The 21,195-nt window shown below is 58.4% G+C and carries 16 protein-coding genes; all 16 read left to right on the top strand.

The genetic code is table 11. The annotated features are described in order from the left end of the window. Positions 1–3 precede the first annotated feature (3 nt). The 16 genes from ACFPPD_RS08085 to ACFPPD_RS08010 all read left to right on the top strand — a co-directional run bounded on the left by ACFPPD_RS08085 (position 4) and on the right by ACFPPD_RS08010 (position 21,140). Positions 4–891 carry an ABC transporter ATP-binding protein gene (locus tag ACFPPD_RS08085; protein WP_209744740.1) on the top strand — a complete coding sequence of 296 codons (888 nt, stop codon included), beginning with the start codon at positions 4–6 and terminating at the stop codon, positions 889–891. A 175-nt stretch (positions 892–1,066) separates the two neighbouring features. Then, a complete protein-coding gene (locus tag ACFPPD_RS08080) occupies positions 1,067–2,044 on the top strand; it encodes a sugar ABC transporter substrate-binding protein (protein ID WP_209744743.1) in 978 nt (325 codons plus the stop codon). Further along, positions 2,041–3,504, top strand: coding sequence for a sensor histidine kinase (locus ACFPPD_RS08075; protein WP_209744746.1), 1,464 nt, complete (start codon positions 2,041–2,043; stop codon positions 3,502–3,504). The genes ACFPPD_RS08080 and ACFPPD_RS08075 overlap by 4 nt, the downstream gene beginning before the upstream one ends. Further along, positions 3,479–5,047 carry a response regulator gene (locus tag ACFPPD_RS08070; RefSeq protein WP_209744749.1) on the top strand — a complete coding sequence of 523 codons (1,569 nt, stop codon included), beginning with the start codon at positions 3,479–3,481 and terminating at the stop codon, positions 5,045–5,047. Before ACFPPD_RS08075 ends, ACFPPD_RS08070 begins: the two co-directional genes overlap by 26 nt. Further along, entirely contained in the window at positions 5,047–6,174 is a 1,128-nt protein-coding gene (xylF, locus tag ACFPPD_RS08065; RefSeq protein WP_209744752.1) for a D-xylose ABC transporter substrate-binding protein, read from the top strand. Before ACFPPD_RS08070 ends, xylF begins: the two co-directional genes overlap by 1 nt. Positions 6,175–6,454: 280 nt before the next feature. Then, positions 6,455–7,579 carry a sugar ABC transporter substrate-binding protein gene (locus ACFPPD_RS08060; RefSeq protein WP_209744755.1) on the top strand — a complete coding sequence of 375 codons (1,125 nt, stop codon included), beginning with the start codon at positions 6,455–6,457 and terminating at the stop codon, positions 7,577–7,579. Between the two features lie 66 nt (positions 7,580–7,645). After that, positions 7,646–9,166: an ATP-binding cassette domain-containing protein gene (locus ACFPPD_RS08055; RefSeq protein ID WP_209744758.1), complete on the top strand. Its 1,521-nt coding sequence runs from the start codon at positions 7,646–7,648 to the stop codon at positions 9,164–9,166. 161 nt (positions 9,167–9,327) lie between these two features. Then, the gene (locus tag ACFPPD_RS08050) at positions 9,328–10,446 is read left to right on the top strand and encodes a sugar ABC transporter permease (RefSeq protein ID WP_378081800.1); all 1,119 of its coding nucleotides are present in this window, start codon (positions 9,328–9,330) and stop codon (positions 10,444–10,446) included. A 138-nt stretch (positions 10,447–10,584) separates the two neighbouring features. Beyond that, on the top strand, positions 10,585–13,098 hold the full coding sequence (gene hrpB / locus ACFPPD_RS08045; protein WP_209744764.1) for an ATP-dependent helicase HrpB: 2,514 nt from the start codon (positions 10,585–10,587) through the stop codon (positions 13,096–13,098). Between the two features lie 157 nt (positions 13,099–13,255). Then, positions 13,256–13,696 carry an ATP-binding protein gene (locus tag ACFPPD_RS08040; RefSeq protein WP_209744767.1) on the top strand — a complete coding sequence of 147 codons (441 nt, stop codon included), beginning with the start codon at positions 13,256–13,258 and terminating at the stop codon, positions 13,694–13,696. Between the two features lie 38 nt (positions 13,697–13,734). Beyond that, positions 13,735–14,073, top strand: coding sequence for an STAS domain-containing protein (locus ACFPPD_RS08035; protein WP_209744770.1), 339 nt, complete (start codon positions 13,735–13,737; stop codon positions 14,071–14,073). Between the two features lie 47 nt (positions 14,074–14,120). Continuing rightward, the gene (locus ACFPPD_RS08030) at positions 14,121–15,485 is read left to right on the top strand and encodes a PP2C family protein-serine/threonine phosphatase (protein WP_209744773.1); all 1,365 of its coding nucleotides are present in this window, start codon (positions 14,121–14,123) and stop codon (positions 15,483–15,485) included. A 49-nt stretch (positions 15,486–15,534) separates the two neighbouring features. Continuing rightward, on the top strand, positions 15,535–17,772 hold the full coding sequence (locus ACFPPD_RS08025) for an AAA family ATPase (protein WP_209744775.1): 2,238 nt from the start codon (positions 15,535–15,537) through the stop codon (positions 17,770–17,772). 45 nt (positions 17,773–17,817) lie between these two features. After that, positions 17,818–18,444: a Pvc16 family protein gene (locus tag ACFPPD_RS08020; protein ID WP_209744778.1), complete on the top strand. Its 627-nt coding sequence runs from the start codon at positions 17,818–17,820 to the stop codon at positions 18,442–18,444. Positions 18,445–18,449: 5 nt separating this feature from the next. Then, positions 18,450–19,274 (top strand): carboxypeptidase-like regulatory domain-containing protein, encoded by an 825-nt coding sequence (locus ACFPPD_RS08015; RefSeq protein ID WP_209744781.1) that lies wholly within the window; start codon positions 18,450–18,452, stop codon positions 19,272–19,274. A gap of 153 nt (positions 19,275–19,427) precedes the next feature. After that, entirely contained in the window at positions 19,428–21,140 is a 1,713-nt protein-coding gene (locus tag ACFPPD_RS08010) for a phage tail sheath subtilisin-like domain-containing protein (RefSeq protein ID WP_209744784.1), read from the top strand. The last annotated feature ends 55 nt before the right edge of the window (positions 21,141–21,195 follow it).

Below are 21,195 nucleotides of genomic sequence, written 5' to 3'. Positions count from 1 at the left end.
CCGATGATCCATTGCGAAGGTTTGGTCAAAATCTACAAAGCCGCCGATCTCGAGGTGTTCGCGTTGCAAGGCCTCGATCTTCAAATCGAGACGGGCGAGCTGATGGCGATAATCGGCAATAGCGGAAGCGGCAAGTCGACCTTGCTGAACATGCTCGGCGGGTTGGACCGTCCGTCCGCGGGTACGCTCGAGATCGACGGCAAGAACATGCTGAAGATGAGCGAGCGGGATCTCGTCCGGTACAAGAGGGAGAGCGTCGGCTTCGTCTGGCAGAATAACGCGCGCAACTTGATTCCTTACTTGACCGCGCTCGAGAACGTCGAGCTGCCGATTCTGCTCAAGGGCCGCCGCAGGCGGCTTCGCGCGATCGAGCTGCTCGAGGCGGTCGGCCTCGGCCATCGGAAGAACAACAAGCTTCATCAACTGTCCGGCGGCGAGCAGCAACGCGTCGCCATCGCGATCGCGCTCGCGAACCATCCGAAGCTTCTTCTCGCGGACGAACCGACCGGTTCCGTGGACTCGAAGATGGCCGACCAGATTCTAGACCTGTTCCGGGAACTGAACCGGACGATCGGCATTACGGTCGTCATCGTCACGCACGATCCGTTGCTCGCGAAGAAGGTCGACCGCGTCGTCGCGATCCGCGACGGCAAAATCTCCTCGGAAATGTTGCGGCGCAAGTCGTACGCGGAAGAACTCGCGGAAATCGAGCGCGGCATCGAGCAAGCGGAGGAGGATTCCCACGTCGAATACGCGGTTCTCGACAAGGCGGGCCGGCTGCAAGTACCGGCCGCGTACCTCGAATCGATCGGCGTGAAAGACTCGAACAAAGTGAAGCTGGAGCTGGCGGAAGGCAAGATCGTGCTGACGTCGCCGGAGGAAGCCTCTTAACCTCGGACGTCCGATTATCCCACTTGAGAACGCGCTTGCGGCTTCCGGCCGCGAGCGCGCGCTCAAGGGGGATTTTTCAAGAAATACGGCCGCCGTCCGTCCCTTAATCATGTTGAACATTCGCGAACCGATGATATGATGGAAATAGCTTATCAGGGAAACGGAGACAGCCCCTTTGCGAAAAACGGTCATCCTCGTACTCGGCTTCGCTTGCGTCGTTTTGTTTTATTTTACGTTCATGTCGGCCGACAAGGTGTTCCGGTCCGATTGGCAGTTTCCGCGCACGTCGGCCGAGAATCAGGCGAAATACCGGCTCGTGCTGATCACGCAGGAGCTCGAGACGCCGTTCTGGGACAAGGTCGGCTACGGCGCGATCGAAGAAGCGCGGAACAACGGCGCGAGAATCGAGGTATGGGGAAGCTACAACAAAAACCAAGAAGATTTCCTGAAGAAAATCGAGATCGCCATCGATTCCAAGGTGGACGGCATCATCGTTCAGGGATTGGATACGGACGACTTCAAGAACTTAACGAAAATCAAAGCGGCATTCTACGGCATTCCGATTATCACCGTGGCGAACGACGTTCCGATGGCGGAAAGCCTCCGGAGAACGTACGTCGGTTCCGACCAATTCCGGGCGGGGCAGTTGATCGCCAGGCAATTGATCGCCGATATGGGCAAGTCCGGCACCGTCATTCTCCTCGGAGACAGCCGGGCGGAATATTACCAGAAGCAGCGGCTGAACGGTATCGACGACGTGCTGAAGCAATATCCGGACGTACGCACGGAATACGCGGAAACGTTGGACACGAGAGAGCAAGTCATCTCGACGACGCAGAACTTGATGAACCGCTTGCCGAATGTGGACGCGTTCATCGCCGTCAACGCGAACCTCGCCGGGGCGATGATCCAGGAAATCGGCAGACGCTCCCGAGTGGAGCCTTACGACATTTATTCGTTCGACGATAGTCCGGATACGTTGAATTTACTGAAGCAGGGCAAACTGGACGGTATGATCGAGCAATCTCCCGAGACGATGGGGGAAATCAGCGTAAGCCTGATGATCAAGTGGCTAAGCGGCCAGACCGTTCCTCTCGATACGGACGGTTACCTTACCGACATCCGGATGCTGAAAGGCGATGAAGCGCGATGAACAGCATTCAGAAGAAAATTTGGACGCTGGCGGCGGTCGTCTTGTTCATCATGGCGGCGATCTGGATTACCCTCACGTATTACAACCAGAAAACGCAGGATCAATACAACGATATTTTGCAGCGTTACTTGCGGATGAACGAAGTGACGAGCGCGAGTCAGATGACGATCACGGCGCTTAAAAAATACTTGCTCGCCCCGAACCAGTCCAATCTGGCGCAGCTCGACGGGAGCAAGGAGCAGATAAGGAAAGCGAGACTCGAGGTCATCGATCTGAGGAACTCCGATAACGACTTCGCGCTGACGAACTATATGAACCTGATCGACAGCCTCGTCGAGACGACGGACCGCTCGCTCATGTTCCTATCGGAGAAGGAGACGGAGGACTCGGACAAGGCGTTCTCCGAGGCGACGCGCATATCCAAGTACATCTCCGACATGACGCTTACGTTGCTCGATACGGAGCTGAAGACGTACGATCGGTTCTACCGCGGCATTATCGAGCAGTCGTCTGATTTGAAGAAAATGGGCATATGGCTGTTGCTGCTCATTACGTTCCTGCTTATCCTCTTCACGTACATGTTCACGCTCAGCATCACGAGGCCGGTACAGAAGCTGACCCAGGCGGCCAAGGAGCTATCACGGGGCCGGTTCGACCTGCGGATCGAAGTCGAATCGAACGACGAGATTTCGTTTCTCGCCAAGATGTTCGACCGGATGCGCATCAACATCAACAATCTGATTTCGGAAATCCAGCAGAAGGCGCAGCTCGAGAACGAGCTTCAGCAGAGCAAGCTTCTTTTGCAAGAGAGCCAGCTTCGCAGCCTGCAAAGCCAGATCAATCCGCACTTTCTGTTCAACACGCTGGACACGCTGTCCAAGAAAGCTTATCTGGAAGGCTCCGAAGAGACGAGCGATCTGCTCGCCAGCGTCGCCGGACTGCTGCGGTACAACCTGAAGCGGTTGGACCGCTCCGTGACGCTGTACGAGGAAGTCAAAGTGCTGAAGCAGTACATGGAAATCCAGAAAGCCCGTTTCACCGATCGTCTGCGGTTTCATGCGGACGTCGACGAAACTTGCCTGCAAGTTCAAATTCCGGGGCTTACGCTTCAGCCGATCGTTGAGAACGCTGTCATTCACGCGATCGAGCCGATGGAAGACGGGGGCTCGCTGACATTCCGTATCATTGACGGCGAGGAGCGGGTGTCGGTCGAGATCGAAGACGACGGACCGGGCATGGCCGAACTCAAGATCAAGCAAATCTTGGAGGAGCACGTCGTCGAGACCGAAGGACATTCGACGGGCATCGGCTTCAGCAACGTCGTCAGGCGGCTTCGGCTGTTTTACGGGCTGGACGACATTATCGAGATCGAAAGCGGTACCGGCGGCACGAAGGTTACGTTGAAAATACCGAAAATAAGGGCGGTCGAGAAAGTTGATAAAGCTCCTGATCGTGGATGACGAGCAGATCGAGCGGGAAGGGTTGCAGGCGATACTGAGGAAAGGCTTCCCCGACCTGGTCATCGAGCAAGCGAAGAACGGAAAAATCGCTGTGCAGATGGCCGACGAGTTCCGGCCCGATTTGATTCTCATGGATATCAAGATGCCAGGCATGAACGGTATCGAGGCGGTCGAGACGATCGGCGCGGAACATCCGGATATCAAGTTCATCATGGTTACGGCGTACGATACTTTCGAATACGCGCGCAAAGCGATCAAGCTCGGGGTCAAGGACTATTTGCTGAAGCCGAGCAAAGCGAGCGAGATCGTGGCGACGGTCGGCAAGGCGCTCGCCCAGATCGAAGAAGAGAAGCAGTCGCGCGTCCGAAGGGAGAAGGAAAGCGAAGCGTTGCGGAAAGTGTTAACGGTCGTCGAGACGGACGTCGTCACGCAATTGCTGTTCGACCACGTTCACGAAGTGCATCTGGACGAGTTGGTCGGCTTGCTCGACGTGAAGACGACGAACGAGAAGTTCGCGATGATCGTACTGCTTCCGCAAGGCTCCGAGCACGTCTATCCCGCGGTGAAGGAAAAGGTTCGCTTGACGGGGAGCGGGTGGGTCGGCGCGTTATACGGCAGACAGATTCCGATCATCGCGTTCCGCGATCCGGATCGAACGTTCCGCGCCCAAGCGGTGTCCATCGCGAGAGAAATTCTGTCCGTCGCCAAGTCGGATACGGGAATCGGCTGGTTCGTCGGCATCGGTAATGCTTGCGGGTCGCTCGACCAAATCCGGCAATCCTATCAGGAAGCGCTTATCGCATCCATGGATCCGACGCTGCCTGTCAAATATCGTTTCTACGCGGATACCCCGGTGTTGGACGCAGCCGCGGGCGGCAATCAGGCCAAGCAGTTGGAAAAGCAGCTGTTCGACAGGATCCGGCTCGGTCAGTGGGGCCATATTCGTACGGAAGCGATGGATTTCATCCGCCGTTTCGAGTACGAGGGAGCCGATTTGCTGCAAGCGCAACAGCGCGTGATGGAGTTGCTCTGGATCGCGGCGCGGGCGTTGCTCGAGATGGGGGTCGAGACGGAATCCCCGCTGTACTCTTTCCAATCGCAGGATTACCGTCAGCTTCGCTCGGAGACCGGTTTGCTGCTCGACCGGATGCACCAAGCGTTCGCGGAGCATCACGACCGGATAGAGCCCGATACGATCCAGCAGATCAAACAATATATCATCGAGCATTCCCACGAGGACATTTCGCTCGACGCAATCGGCAAGCGGGTCGGGCTAAGCCCGTTCTATATCAGCAAAATGTTCAAGGAACAGCTCGGCGTCAACTACATCGATTTCCTGACCGAATGCCGCATCGAGAAAGCGAAGAAGCTGATGGCCGATCCCGAACGAAGCTTAAAGGAAATCACGTTCGAAGTCGGCTATCACGATCCGAATTATTTCAGCAAAGTGTTCAAAAAAACGTGCGACTCCTCCCCGACGGAATACCGGAAAACGCTTCACGGCAAGAAGGGCCAACCGGACGAGGAAAGGAAGAGAAGCTAATGATGACGAGTTTCAGGCAATCGAGGGTCGTCATGTTTGCGCTGGCGATGGCATTCGTCTTTTCCGGATGCGCAGGAAACGGTACGACGAACCCGGCTCCGGCACCGGCGACGATAGGATCGGCGACGCAGAATCCGGAACCGAGCCCGCATGCCGGCGAGGAGCAATCGGTCGCCGGCGGGGGTCGCAAAATCAAAGTCGGTTTTTCCATGGATTCGTTTCAGGAAGAACGTTGGCTGAAGGACAGGGACCTTTTTAAAATCGCAGTGGAAGAGTTGGGAGCCGATGTCATTATTGAATCGGCAAACGGCGACGACGCGAAGCAAATCCTGCAAGCCGAGACGATGATTAGCCAAGGCATCGATATTCTCGTGCTCATCCCGCATAACGCCGAATCCGTCGGCGCGATCGTCAAGAAGGCGCATTCCGCGGGAATAAAGGTGATCGCCTACGACCGCTTGATCAAGAACGCCGATATCGACCTTTACGTGTCGTTCGATAACGAGAAGGTCGGCGAACTCCAAGCGAAAGCGATCACGGGCTTGGTGCCGAAGGGCAAGTACGTGTATATCGGCGGTGCGGATACGGACAACAATGCCCATTTGATCAAAAAAGGCGTATACAGAGTGCTGCAACCTTTGATCGACAAAGGCGACATTACCATCGTGTACGATCAATGGACGAAAGATTGGGCGCCCGCCAACGCGATCGCCAACATGGAAGAGGCGTTGAAAGCAAACGGCGACAAGATCGATGCGGTCATCTCCGCGAACGACGCGACCGCGGGGGGCGCCATCCATGTTCTTGAAGCGCATGGACTGGCGGGCAAACTGCCGGTCGCGGGCCAGGACGCGGATTTGGCGGGCGCGCAGCGGATCGTCGTCGGGTCGCAGACGATGACGGTGTACAAACCGATCAAGCTACTGGCGGAGAAGGCGGCCGAGCTTGCGGTAAAGCTGGCGAAGGGCGAGAACGTGGATGCCGACAGAAAGGTGAATAACGGTAAAATCGAAGTGCCCTCCGTCCTTCTCCCGCCTGTCGCCGTGGACTATAGCAACATAGACAAGACGATCATCGCGGACGGCTTCCACTCGCGGGAGGACGTGTACAAGAACGCGAAGAAATAGCGATTGCTCCTAAAACCTCCGGCTCCCGCCGAAGGTTTTTTATTTTGCGCGAAAGTACGGAACCGGATAAATCGGAGTTCCCGATTCCGCCAAAGTAACGTCTTTTCGCACCGCTAAACGGCGTCTTCTCCCGCGAGCCGGCTCTCAAAGCTTAAAAAAGTATAGGCGGTCGTAAAAGAATGCTATTGTATAGCGCTTTCATAGAGCTTGGCCGGTGATATAGTTGGTCTTGCCAGTCATCAATGCCATTACCGCAACCAATTCGAGAGGGGTAATAAAAATGAAAAAAAGCTTCAAATCGATCGCGCTTCTGCTCGTGATCATGGTGTTCGCGGCGCTTGTCGCAGCGTGCAGTAAAAACGGCGACAAAGACAAACTGAGCATCGGTATCGTCCTGCCGACGAAAGACGAAAATCGGTGGGTACAAGACGAACAACGGTTTAAAGACTACCTGGAGGATTCGAAGTCGAAGTATACGGCGGAAATTTTGTTCAGCCAAAAATCGTCCGATAAAGAGAAGCAAAACGTAGAAACGCTGATTAACAAAGGCATCGATGTATTGATCATCTGCCCGGTCGACGGCGACGCAGCCAGCGCTGCCGTAGAATTGGCCAAAAAAGAAAAAATCAAAGTCATCTCTTACGACCGTCTCATTACGAAAACGGACGCGGTCGACTACTACGTCACGTTCGATAGCGTCTCCGTAGGCGCGGCGCAAGCGCAATACCTCGTTGACCATGCGAAAGGCCCGGGCCAACCGCTGTACCTGTACGCAGGCGCTGCATCCGATAACAACGCGTTCTTGTTCTTCCAAGGCGCATGGAAAGTGCTTCAACCGAAAATCGCGGACGGCACGTTCAAAATCGCGAACTCCAGCGAAGCGGAAGCCGCGAAAGGCACTGCTGAGTTCCAATTGCCGGCGGATCGCGAAAAAATGGCGAAAATCATCGGCCAAATCACGACGGACTGGGCTCCGGACACCGCGAAAAACTTGTCCGAAACGCACCTGACGGCAGCACCAGCCGAAATGAAAGGCGATGTCGCGGTATTGGCTCCGAACGACGGAACCTCCGTAGCGATCTCCGACGTCTTCGCTGCTGACAAAGCGATTAAGAGCTTCGTCATCACGGGTCAAGACGCGGATAAATCTTCTATCCAATACATCATCGACGGCAAGCAATCGATGACGGTGTTCAAAGACGTTCGTACGCTCGTCAAAGACGCGATGGGCATGGCCGTAGATCTTCTCGACGGCAAAGACATCACAACGACAGGCACTTACAACAACCAGAAAATCGATGTTAAAGCGAAGCAAACGCCGGTTATCACCATCGACAAAGACAACGTCAAAAAAGAAATCGTCGAATCGGGCTACTACCCGGCATCCGATTTCAAAAACCTGTAATTCATAGCTTCGGCGGAATAGTGATAGATTCGTCTATCGCTATTCCGATTTTAGGAGAGTGAACCGATGAGCGAATACATTTTGGAAATGAACCGTATTTCCAAGGAATTTACGGGCGTCAAAGCGCTCGCCGACGTGAATTTCAAAGTTAAAAAAGGCGAGATTCATTGTTTGGTCGGCGAGAACGGGGCCGGAAAAAGCACGCTCATGAAAGTGCTCAGCGGCGTGCATCCCGCGGGCTCCTACAAAGGCGATATCGTCTTCGAGGGAAAAGTCCAGCAGTTCCATCACATCAGCGACAGCGTTAAAGCCGGCATAGCGATCATTTATCAGGAATTGGCCTTGTTTCCGGACCTCACCGTGTATGAGAACATCTACGCGGGCAACGAAGTGAAACGCGGACTGATCGTCGACTGGAACCAGACGATCCTGCAGGCGAAGCAAATGCTGCAAAAAGTAAAGCTGGACGTTAACCCCGAGACGTTGATCAAGGATTTAGGCGTCGGCAAGCAGCAACTCGTCGAAATCGCCAAGGCGCTCAGCAAGCACGTCAAGCTGCTCATCCTGGACGAACCGACCGCCGCGTTGAACGAGAACGACAGCGAAAACCTGCTGATCCTGCTGCGGGAGCTGAAGAAGCAAGGCATCACTTGTATCATGATTTCCCACAAACTCAAAGAAGTCATCTCGATCGCGGACAAAGCGACCGTGCTCCGGGACGGCCATACCATTTGCACGCTTGACGCCTCCAAAGGCGAAATTACCGAAAACGACATCATTAAAAACATGGTCGGTCGGGAGATCGACGATATTTATCCGAAAAGAGCGAATAAAACGTTCGGCGACAAAATTCTCGAAGTGAACGGGTGGTCCGCGTACGATCCGCAGCTTGGCAGGCAGGTCGTGAAAAACGTCGATTTGCACGTGAAACAAGGCGAAATCGTCGGGATCGCCGGCTTAATGGGCTCGGGACGGACGGAGCTTGCGCTCAGCATCTTCGGCAACCCGAAAGCATATAAACTGCAAGGCGATTTGTGGGTAGACGGTGAGCCGGCGTCGTTCAAGCATACGAGCGAAGCGATCGCGGCCGGCATCGCCTATGTAACGGAAGATCGCAAGGGAGACGGCTTGTTTTTGATCCAGGATATCAAAAGCAACATCTCGGCAGCCAATCTGGGCGGCATCTCCGCGCGCGGTGTCATCAACGACAACGAGGAAGTCAAGGTCGCCAACCAATACAAGGAATCATTATACGTCAAAGCGCCGTCCATCGAACAAATCGTCGGCAAGCTGAGCGGAGGTAACCAACAAAAGGTTTCGCTCGGCAAATGGCTGTTCGTCGGTCCGAAGCTGCTCATTCTGGACGAGCCGACGCGCGGCATCGACGTCGGCGCCAAGTTCGAGATTTATACGATCATGAACGAGCTGATTCGGAAAGGCATGAGTATCATCATGATCTCTTCTGAACTCGGCGAAGTGCTCGGGATGAGCGATCGCGTCTACGTCATGGCCGAAGGCAGAATCAAAGGCGAGCTTCCGATCGAAGAAGCGACGCAGGAAAAAATCATGCATTACGCAACGCAGTAGAAGAGAGTTTGGCCGCCAAGCTCCCGATGTCAGGAGGAACACCTATGTCTCTGTACAATGAAGCGAATCCGAAGCTGAAAAAAAATGCGATCGGAGGCGCGCCGGCGTCTTTCCTTCAAGAAGCGAAAACGCAGTTGAAAGGCAATATTCGCGAATACGGCATGTACATTGCCTTATTCGTCATTATGATCACGTTCTGGTTTCTGACGGACGGCCTGTTCATGTCCTCGCGCAACATTAGCAACTTGCTGGATCAGACCGGGTATATCGCCGTCTTGGCCGTCGGCATGACGCTCGTCATCGTCATCCGGCATATCGATTTGTCCGTCGGCTTCGCGGCAGGCTTCATGGGAGCGATCGCCGCCATCATGATGTCGGAGATGGGCTCGCCGATTTATGTGACCGTTCCCGTTATTCTCGTGCTCGGCATCGTGATCGGGATGTTTAACGGCGTTCTCGTCGCGTCGATCGGGATTCCGGCATTCGTGTCATCCCTTGCGGCCATGTTGATTTTCCGCGGCGCACTGTTGCAGGTGACGGAGAAAACCGGCACCATTCTCGTGGAAGACAAAAATTTTAATGCGCTCGGAAGCGGGTATATTCCATCGCTCGCCGAAGTCGGCGGCCTGCACCTGCTAACGCTGATTTTGGGCGGCGTGGCCATTATTCTCTTCATTCTCAGCGAAATCAGGCAGCGGAAAAACAAGATCAAGTATAACTTCGATGTTGTTTCCAATGGCATCTTCGCGACGAAGCTCGTGTTCATATCCGCGATTATCGCTTATGTCACTTGGGTTCTTGCCGGTTATTACGGCTTCTCTTGGACGATGATCATTATGCTGGCGGTCGTTCTCGTCTATCACTTCCTGACGACCAAAACCGTGCTCGGGCGCCATATTTACGCGGTAGGCAGCAACCCCGAGGCCGCCCATCTGAGCGGGATCAACGTCAAGAAAATCACGTACGTCGTCTTCGGATCAATGGGCTTGCTCTCCGCGCTTTCCGGCATCTTGTATACGGCGCGTTTGCATTCGGCGACGACGACCGCAGGCACGCTGTTCGAGCTCGACGCGATCGCGGCCGCATACGTCGGCGGCGTATCCGCGGCTGGCGGCGTCGGCAAAGTGACCGGGTCCATCATCGGCGCGATCGTCATGACGTCGCTGACGAGCGGCATGAACCTGATGGGCGTCGGCATCTCCTATCAATACATGATCCGCGGCGGCGTGCTGGCTGCGGCCGTTATTTTCGACGTGATGACTCGCAGACAAAGAGCATAAAGGCTTGGGACGCCGAGCCGTTCCCGACTCGTTTCGCCCTGCTTGGGGCGAAACAGTTGAGGGACGGCTTTTCTCCGTGTTAAGCTGTCTAGCAGATAGAACGGGCTGCTAAGGCGGCCGCGAAAGGAAGTACGACGCGTGACGAAGGAAAAAGTGCCGATCGATTCCGTGCTGCCGGAGCTGAAGACGGCGCTAGCCGCTTCCCGGAGCGCCGTGCTCGTCGCCGCTCCCGGCGCGGGTAAGACGACGCGGGTGCCGCTGGCGGTATTGGACGAGACGTGGCTGCGCGGGCAAAAAATCATCCTGCTCGAGCCGAGAAGGCTTGCGGCGCGCAGCTCCGCGAACTTTATGGCACGCTCGCTCGGCGAATCGGTCGGGGAGACGGTCGGTTATCGCGTAAAACAGGATACGAAGGTCGGACCGAGAACGCGACTCGAGGTCGTGACCGAGGGCGTCCTGACGAGAATGCTGCAATCCGACCCCGCGCTGGAAGGAATCGGGCTCGTTATCTTCGACGAGTTTCATGAGAGAAGCCTGAACGCGGATTTGGGATTGGCGCTGTGTTTGCAGGCGCAAGCGCTGCTTCGCGAAGATTTGAAGCTGCTCGTCATGAGCGCGACGATCGAAGCGGAACCGGTGGCGGGATTGTTGGGGAACGCCCCGATCATCAGGAGCGAGGGACGAAGCTTCCCGGTGGAAACCGTCTATCGGCCGAAGCCTGCCGGCGCGTATTTGGACGAGGTCGTGTCGAACGCCGTTATAGACGCGTTGCGAGCCCATGACGGAGACGTGCTCGTCTTCCTGCCCGGAATCGGAGAAATCCGCTCGACGGAAGGGAGGCTTCGGTCGAAGTTAGCCGGCACGCCATGGAGCGACGCGAAAATATGCACCCTGTACGGAGGCATGAGCGCGGAAGCGCAAGACCGGGCGTTGGCGCCATTGACGGACGGATCGCGCAAAGTCGTGCTGTCGACGTCGGTCGCGGAGACGAGCTTGACGGTCGAAGGCGTGACCGTCGTCATCGATAGCGGCCTTATGCGCGTATCGCGGTTCTCGCCGCGAACGGGCATGAGCCGGTTGGAGACGATCGCCGTCTCGACGGCGTCGGCCGACCAACGCCGCGGACGGGCGGGCCGGCTCATGGCGGGGACGTGTTACCGGCTTTGGAGCCGGGAGGAGCAGGACGGGTTAGCGGCGAGGACGGTACCCGAGATTCTCGAAGCGGACTTGGCGCCGCTGCTGCTCGAGCTTGCCGTATGGGGCGCGGGAGATCCTTCCGAACTCGACTGGCTCGACGCGCCGCCCGTTCCGGCGATTCAACAGGCGCGGGAGCTGCTCGTTCAGCTCGGCGCGCTGAAGGGGGAGTCGGCGACGCCGCACGGTAAACGGATAGCCGAACTCGGCAAGCATCCGCGCGTCGCGCACATGCTGATCCGCGCGCAAGCGATCGGCCTGGGCGATCTTGCGTGCGAACTCGCTCCGCTTCTCGGCGAGCGGGACATCGTCCGGTCCTCCGCAGGCCAGGCGCCGAACGCGGACGTTCGCGTCCGGTTGGAAGCGTTGCGGGGGCAGGGCCCTTACGCAAGCGCGGTAGACGACTTCGTCAGGCGGAGATTATCCGAAGAAACGCGCCGAACTCGGCGCGAGCTTGGCGAATCTGCCGATCGGGGCGAGAAGCCGGAAACCCCCGACGATTGCGGGCTGCTGCTCGCGTTCGCTTATCCCGACCGGATCGGCCGCAAGAGGGACAACGGCAAGTACTTGCTTAGCGGAGGCAGGGGAGCGGCGTTCGGTCCGGGCCAGCCTCTCGCTCATGAGGAGTGGATCGTCGCGGCCGACGTGGACGACGCCGGCGCGGACAGCCGAATCCGTCTCGCGGCCGCCGTCATCTTCGATCGGCTTGCCGCGGTCATGCCGGAGGAGCTCGCGGCGGAAACCCATCTGTATTGGGATGGCGAATCCAAGTCCGTGCGCGGCCGCGTCCGGAAGAAGCTGGGCGCGATCCTGCTGGAAGAGACGCCGCTGCACAAGCCGCCGGCCGATCGCGTGCTGCGGACGTTGCTGGAAGGCATACGGACGGAAGGTCTCGACCTTCTTCCTTGGACGAAAGCCGCGAGACAGCTGCAGGAGAGAACCGTCTTCGCGCGCCGACACGACGAGACGTGGCCGGACTTGTCCGACGCGGCTTTGCTTGCCTCGCTCGAATCGTGGCTCGGCGGTTACGCCGAAAGTATGAAGAGCCGAGGGGATCTTCAGCGGTTGAACATGAAGGATTTGCTGGAGAACCTGCTCACCTGGGAGCAACGCCGGTCGCTCGACGCCGACGCGCCGACGCATTGGACGGTGCCGACCGGCTCCCGCATTCCGATCGACTATTCGGATATCGACGCACCGGCCGTCGCCGTCAGATTGCAAGAGCTGTTCGGCCTGCCGGAGACGCCGCGCATCGCGGGCGGCCGCGTGCCGCTCACGCTTCATCTGCTGTCGCCCGCACAGCGTCCGGTTCAGGTGACGCGGGATTTGGCCAGCTTCTGGAGCAACGCCTACTTCGAGGTTCGCAAAGACTTGAAAGGGCGGTATCCGAAGCATTATTGGCCGGACAACCCGCTCGAAGCGGAAGCGACCCGCCGCGCGAAACCGCCCGGGAAATAAAGTTATCCGTAGCCGCTCTGCCGACTCGTCGAGGTCGGGAGGGCGGCTTTTTGCGAGCCGATCCGCCAAATTTCGCTCCAATTGTTTCCTGCCCGTGTGGTATGATGAATCCAGTAGAAAAGACTCGAAACTCGGCGAATGAGAGCGGGGTGCGCGCGTGACGGAGCAAGGGAATGGCCGCACGGAGGTGGCCGTCGTGCAGCTGGCCAACCGGTTGGACGAGCTGGAACGGCTGCATGCTTTTTTCGACGAGATCGGCGTCCGTTCCGGATGGCCCGACCGTCTGAAATGGGATTTGACCCTTTCGTGCGAAGAACTCGTCACGAACACGATCTCGTACGGCTACCCGGACAGCGAAGCGGGCAGCCGATTCATCCGACTAACCGTACGCGCGCGCGAACAAACGGTCGAAGTGTGCCTGGAGGACGAAGGAGTGCCCTTTAATCCGCTGGAGACGGCCGATCCGGACGTCGGTCTCGGCATCGACGAGCGGGAGATCGGCGGTCTCGGCATCTTTTTCGTCAAGCGGATGATGAACGAAGCGACGTACGAACGGACCGAGTCCGGCAACCGAATCGTTTTGCGCAAAACGCTATAGAGGTAACATTTACTTATGTCATGCGGGAGGAAACAAAAGTGAACATCGTAACGGCAGAACGCGACGGCGCGACGGTTTTGTGCATAGAAGGCAGGCTGGACGGCAATCACGCCCAGGCGGCGGAGGCCGCGTTCTCGGCGTTGGCGGCCGAAGGCCGTTCCCGGTTCGTGTTCGATTTCTCGGACATGTCCTATATTAGCAGCGCGGGATTGCGGGTCGTTCTCGTGGCGGCGAAGAAGGTGCGCAGCCTGCAAGGCAGGATGATCTGCGCCGGGATGAGCGACCAAGTGCAGGACGTGTTCGAGATGTCCGGATTCCTGAGCATCCTCGAGACGGCGGCGACGGCGGAAGAGGCGCTTAGGAAAATGTCCTCGTAATCTATCGATGCCGCGGGACGGCGAGCAAGGGAAGGAGGCGCAACGGAATGGGCGGACTGTGGACGGGGCTTGCCTGCGGAGTTGTCGCGGGAGCGGCGCTCGGGCTTGCGGCCATGTACGGCTGGGGACGCGGCAGGGCCAGAAGGTCGGAAGCGTTGTTCGATATCAGCATGCAGTTGAACTCCACGCTGAACCGCAGGGAACAGATGGAACTGATCATGAATACGGCGAAAAGGGTGCTACCCGTCGAAGCGGCTTCCGTATTGCTCGTCGATCCGTCGACGAACGAGTTGTTTTTCGAGCTTGCGCAAGGCGACAAAGGAGATCAGGTGCGGGAAATCAGGCTGCAGCCGGGCGAAGGCATCGCCGGTCACGTCGCGCGATCCGGCCAGAGCGTCGTCGTCAACGACGCCGGGAGCGATTCGAGGTGGTCGAACCGCGTCGCGGAACGCACCGGTTTCGTGACGCGCAATCTGCTTACCGTGCCGATCTTGAACCGCGGTCGCGTCGAAGGCGTGCTGCAAGTCATTAACAGGACGGGAAAATCCGGTTTCACGAAAAAAGACCGGCAGCTGCTCGAGAACGTCGCCCGGCCGATGGCCGTCGCTCTCGAGAACGCCCGTCTATACGCCCAAGCCGAGGAATCTCTCGAAGCGCTCCGCAATACGACGGCGATCAAGGAGCGGCTGGAGAGCGAGCTTCAGGTCGCCGGCACGATCCAGATGAGTTTCTTGCCAAGGACGATGCCGTCGTCGCAAGAGCCTTACGACGTGTGCGCGCTTCTGAAGTCGGCCAAGGAAGTCGGCGGCGACTTCTACAATTTCTTCAAAATCGACGACGACCATCTGTTCTTCGCGCTCGGGGACGTCTCCGACAAAGGCATTCCAGCGGCGTTGTTCATGGCGGTCACGCTGACGCTGATCAAAGGCAAAATGGAGCCCGGCGTATCCCCCGGAGAGCTGCTGACGATGGTCAACGACGAGCTCGCGCGCGACAATCCGCTCGTGTTCGCGACGATCGTGTGCGGCATTTTCGATTGCAAGACGGGCGAAGTCGTCATGAGCGAAGGCGGGCATTGCACGCCTTACGTCGTCAGGGCGAGCGGGACGATCGAACCGGTGAAGTTGAAAAAGAGTTTGCCGCTGGCCGCGATGGAAGACGCGGTGTACCACGACGGCAAGCTGACGCTGGGCCGCGGAGACCGATTGCTTCTCTATACGGACGGCATCACGGAAGCGGAGAATGCCGCCCAAGAGCAATATTCTCCCGCCCGCTTGCAGCAATTTCTCGAGATGACGCCGGGCATGTCCAGCGCGGAGACGATCGACGCGTTGCTCATGCACGTGTTCATGTTCGCGGACGGGGCGCCGCAGTCGGACGATATCGCGGTGTTGACGCTGCAGAGGAGATAGAGCGGCCGGATAAGGTCGACAGGGAGAGAGAAAGAGAGGGGATACGGCAGTGCAAGCGGAAGGGAAAACGGTGCCGTACGCGAACGGCCTGCAGCATCTGAACGACGAGCTCGAGTGGCTGGAAGCCGGCTTCAGGACGCTGCTCGAGCTGGGCGGCGGCAATCCGTTCGCCAATCCCCACGGCGGCATGAGAGGGCTCGCGGTATCCGTCGACGAGCTTCTAGAGGCTTCGGAAGACGAGAATAACGGAACGGCCGAAGGCTGGCTACGTTACGTGGAGGAACGACGTTCCCGCGAGAGAAGCATCGCCGCGTCGGCGGAAGCGGCGATGCGAGAAGGCGTCGCCTTGCCGCTCTCGCAATTGTGCGGCCGGCTGCGCCTGACGGTATGGGAGAGGCGGTTCGTCGTGCTATGCCTATCGGCGGAATTGAACCGCAAATACGAGAAATGGCTGGCGTATTTCAACGACGACGTCACTTGCAGGGCGCCGACGCCGGACCTCGCCTACCGGTTTCTGTGCGATTCCCGCGAGGATATGCCCAAAGCACGCCGTTCGCTATCGGGAAGCGGCGCTTTGCGCGGCATCTTGCTGGTAACGGAGGACGCGTACGCTTCGGCCGGGCCGGGCGCGCCCGTGCGGCCGAAATTGAAGACGGCGCTTCGGCTCGACGAGCGGACGGTCAGCTTTCTGCTGCAGACCGAGAAGCTGGACGCGAGGATCGCCGCATTCGCGGAAGCGCATATGCCCGTCCGGATTTCCTCGCTTCCGGAGCTTCCGCCCGAAGACGAAGCGATGGACGCGATCGGCGGACTCGCGGGGGAGATCGAAGTCGGCGGCGGGACGGGAATTCCGTTCATTCATTTGTCCGGGCCGGCCGGCAGCGGCAAGAAGCTTCGGCTGCGTCATCTTGCGGCCGCAAGACGCCAGCGGTTGCTCGTCGTCTCGATGCGGGCGCTTCCGGCGGATGCCGCTCGAGCCGCCGTCGCCCTCGAGCGGGTCGCTCGGGAAGCGGTGCTGACGGACGCCGCGATCGTCCTGAGCGAGGAGCATGCAGCGATCGGCTCCGACATTCCCCATCTCGACGGCTTGACTCGAGCGCTCGGCGATTACGCGCGTTACGGCCGCAGACCGCTTGTCGCGTGGACGTCGAACGCTAAGAGGCAACCTTCCGAGCTTCCGCTGCCGGCCGGAGCCGGCTGGATCCACGGCGAGACGGGCATTCCGGCCGCGAGCGCCCGGTTTGACTATTGGCAAGCCGCGGCCGGACCGGCCGCCGAAGCTTATCCGAAGTCGACGTGGCAGGAGCTCGCGGACAAGTACCGGTTTACCGCGGGACAGATCGCGAACGCGTGGCGGCAAGCTTCGGCTATGGCCGCGGGCCGAGGCGATCCGATCCCCGGCCGCCGCGAGTTGGATGCCGCCGGCAGGGGGCAATTCCGCCATCGGCTCGCCCAACTCGCCGACCGGATCGTTCCCGCCAGGTCCTGGGAAGATCTCGTGCTCCCGCCGGAGCCCGCATCGCTCATTCGCGAAGCCTGCAACAGGTTCCGGCATCGCGAGACGGTATTCGAGCGCTGGGGTTTCGGTCGCAAGCTGCCGTACGGCAAGGGACTCAGCCTGTTGTTCGCCGGCCCGCCGGGCACCGGCAAGACGATGGCGGCGGAGATCATCGCCGGGGAGCTCGGTCTCGAGTTATACCGAATCGACCTTTCCCGAATCGTCAGCAAATACATCGGCGAGACGGAGCAGCGGCTGAGCGAACTGTTCTCGGAAGCGGAGAATAGCGGGGCGATCCTGTTCTTCGACGAAGGAGACGCCCTGTTCGGCAAACGGACGGAAGTCAAGGACGCCCACGATAAATACGCGAATCTCGAAGCGGCTTATTTGCTTCAGAGAATCGAAGCTTACGACGGCGTGACGATTCTGGCGACGAACCTGATCCAGAACATGGACGAAGCGCTGATCCGCAGGATGGGATTCGTCGTCAAGTTCCCGTTCCCCGGACCGGCCGAGAGGGAAATGATTTTCCGGGCTCATCTCCCGGGCCATTCCCCGTTGTCGAACGATCTCGACCTCGCCTTCCTGGCGGCGCGTCTCGACGTATCCGGCGGCTACATCAAGAACATCGTGCTTGCCGCCGCGTTCCTTGCCGCGACCGATAAGCAGCCGATCGGAATGACGCATTTCGTGCGCGCCGCGAGGCAGGAACTGCGGAAAATGGGGAAAATTCTCGTGAAAGACGCATTTTCCCCGTACGATGTCGATTTAAACGAAACATTTGGATAGTCAGCCAGATTTTTTACAGTTATAATACTGGTATTGTGGCGAAAAATGACTGATTTTTCCGTGTTTTGCCGCGATTCGCGGGAAGGAGGAGCTCACATCGGAGGATACACCGTAATCGCGGACGTCGGCTCCAGCTTGCTGAAGCTGCTTCGCGAGCAGTTGTCTCCCGACCCCGTGCCAAGGCCGGATTTGATCGGCATGGCATCGCCGGTCGATAAGGGCGATCTCGTCTTATCTCTCTACTTGTGCAGCATCCGGGAGAACGGCGAGGCGAGACGGAACGAGCTGCAGCCGCAAGGCGGCATCCTCAGGTTTCCGCCGCTGGCGGTCGATTTGCAATATTTGCTGACGGCCCATTCCACGGCGGATTTGCACACGCGCACGTTGGACGAGCATCGCGTACTGGGCAAGGCCATGCAGGTGCTTTACGATAATTCCGTCTTGCGCGGTTCCTATCTGGAGGGCTCGCTGGCCGAGAACAACGAAGAGCTTCGAATCACGTCCGAGAGTTACAGTACCGAGCAGTTGACGCAGCTATGGCAATTCGGGGATAACCCGTACAAGCTGTCGCTCGTCTACCGGGTAGGTCCGGTTCTTCTGGAATCCAATCGAGTGAAACCCGGCACCCGGGTATTGGAGCGCAAGATCACGTTGCGCGACAAGGGAGGCTGACGCCGTTGGACCGCGCGGAAAGAACGTTTTCTACCCGCTGCTCCTTCGTGGCGAAACCGATCGATATTTGGACGGGGAAAGCTCCCGGAGCTTCCTCGATCCGGGTGTCGATCGCGGAAAGCGCGGCCAAGCCGATCCGGACTTCGGACGGAAGCTACGCGTTCATGGACGTAGAAGGCGCCGAATGCACGTTGATCATCGCGTCTTCCGTCTATTCGGAGATCAGGCAATCCGTCGCGTTGGCGCGTGACGCGAACCCGCCGGTCGTCACCGTCGCCTTGCTGCCGAATTCCGCTTATGCGCCTCCTCCCGGCGCTTCCGGCTTTATCGCCGAAGTGCGGGACGAGGCGGGCCGACCGCTCGCGGGCGCGCGATTATCCGCGTACGCGGACGACGAAGCGGCGGTGCGGGGGCGGCTGGCCGAGGAAACCGGCTCGGCCGGCGAGCCGCGCATCCGCGTCTCGTCCGGCAACGGCAAGCTGAGGCCCGGCGACGGGTTCGTCTTGCGGGAAAGGGACGGAGGCACGCTCGAATGGGGCTTTGTCGCCGACCTCGACGACGATCCGTCGGTACTGAAGTTAGACCGTCCGTTCGCGAACAAATGGGGCAGAGGAGCGAGGCTGTTGCCCGCCGTCCGAACGGCAAGCGACGGCAAAGGCGTCGCCGTCATTCCGTTTCGCGGGCTGTTGCCCGCCGCATGTCCGGTTCGCGTTCGGATCGAATGCGGAGAACTTACATACGAAGGCAATTGGGAAGCGACTTGCGGCAGCGTCGTCAGATTGCTGCCGATCAAGCTGAACGCCAAGAATCCAAGCAAGGCCAAGAAGTGAAGGCAGTGCGTGGCGTTGATTGGGCGGAATGCCGCAGGGCAGAGCGATTCCGGTTAACGAAAAGATAAACCCAATATGAGAGGAGGAACTGGTTATCCCTCTGCGATCATCATGAACGAAAGTCGCGAAGCAGATGAGGAGAAGCCGGGGAACATGGCAGAGTATTTGTCGCCTGGGGTATATGTGGAGGAATTCGAGAGCGGTTCTAAGCCTCTCGACGGCGTGAGCACGAGCACGGCCGGCTTTATCGGACTCGCGCAACGCGGGGCGGTCGAAGGTTTGCCGTTGCTCATTACGAGCCCGGCCGATTTTCAGCGCAACTTCGGTTCTTATTTGTCGGAGAGCGCGTTCGGCAGCTATCGTTACTTGGCTTACGCGGTAGACCAGTTTTTCACGAACGGCGGTTCCCGCTGCTACGTCATGCGCGTGGCGCCATCGGATGCCCTTACGGCGTCCAACGTAGGTCCGGTATCGGAGAAGATCGGCATCACGACGAAAAATCCCGGCGCGTGGGGTAACCTCGTGAAAGTCGTCCTGACGGACGCGAGCAAAGCGAAGACGCAAATCTACGAAGTGACCGACAAGCGTTACCGGGTCAAAAACGCCGGCGGCTTCTACGCGGGCGACGTCGTTGCGTTTAACGCCGGCGAAGCGACGCAATATAACCGGGTCGTCAGCGTGCAAGGCAACGTCATCGAGCTTGCCGACGCGTTGTCCGGCGACGTCGTGGACGACGCGCTGCTTCCTACCAAAATCCTTTCCACTTGCGAGTTCTCGCTTCACGTCGTATTCGGAGACGAAGTCGAAAGCTTCGAGAAAGTTTCGTTGAATCCGGAAGCGCCGACGTTCGTCGAGAAAGCGACCGGACGCTCCAACCTCGTCAACGTGAGCGCGCTCGTTACTTCTAAAGACTCGACGCATCCGTTCGACGAGATTACCGGCGCGGGCACGGAAGGCAAAGTCGAATTCGTCCTCGCGGGCGGTTCCGACGGTTCCGTATCCGGCATCGCGGCTTCCGATTTCATCGGCGAAGATCGCGGTCCAGGCCGTCGCACGGGCATTCAAGCGTTCATCGACAACGACGTCGTCAGCATTATGGCGATTCCGGGCGTGACGGACGCGAACGTGCAATTGTCGCTCGTCGCGCATTGCGAGAACTTGGGCAGCCGCTTCGCGATCTTGGACATTCCGCGCGAGAAAACGAAAGTCGCGGACGTCATGACGCATCGCAACCTGTTCGACTCCAGCTACTGCGCGCTTTACAATCCTTGGCTGTCCGTATTCGATCCGCTCGACAAACGGAACATCTTCGTTCCTCCGTCCGGCACGATCGCGGGCATCTACTCCCGTTCCGATACGACCCGCGGCGTTCAGAAGGCACCGGCCAACGAAGTGCTTCGCGGCGTCGTCGGCCTGGACGTTCAATACAACAAAGGCGAGCAAGACATCCTTAACCCTCAAGGCGTGAACCTGATCCGTTCGTTTACGGGCCAGGGCATCCGCGTATGGGGAGCGAGAACGGCTTCCTCCAACACGCTCTGGAAGTACGTCAACGTACGCCGCCTGTTCATCTTCTTGGAAGAGTCGATCAAGGGCGGCACGAACTGGGTCGTCTTCGAACCGAACACGGAGCAATTGTGGGCTCGCGTGCAACGGACGATAGATGCGTTCCTGACGCGGATTTGGCGCGACGGCGCCCTCATGGGCAGCAGCTCGCAGGAAGCCTTCTACATCGATATCGGCCGCAGCACGATGACCCAAGACGATATCGATAACGGTCGTCTCATCTGCGTCATCGGCGTCGCTCCGGTTAAACCGGCCGAGTTCGTCGTCTTCCGCATTACGCAGAAGACAGGATCCGAATAAGCCTTAGCCCGAAGCTATTAAAGGTGCTTGAACGAATATTCGATAATTTGAACGG

Origin of the sequence: Cohnella suwonensis, assembly GCF_042655365.1 — a bacterium.
Taxonomy (GTDB): Bacteria; Bacillota; Bacilli; order Paenibacillales; family Paenibacillaceae; genus Cohnella; species Cohnella suwonensis.
This window is presented reverse-complemented; position numbering and strand designations above follow the sequence as displayed.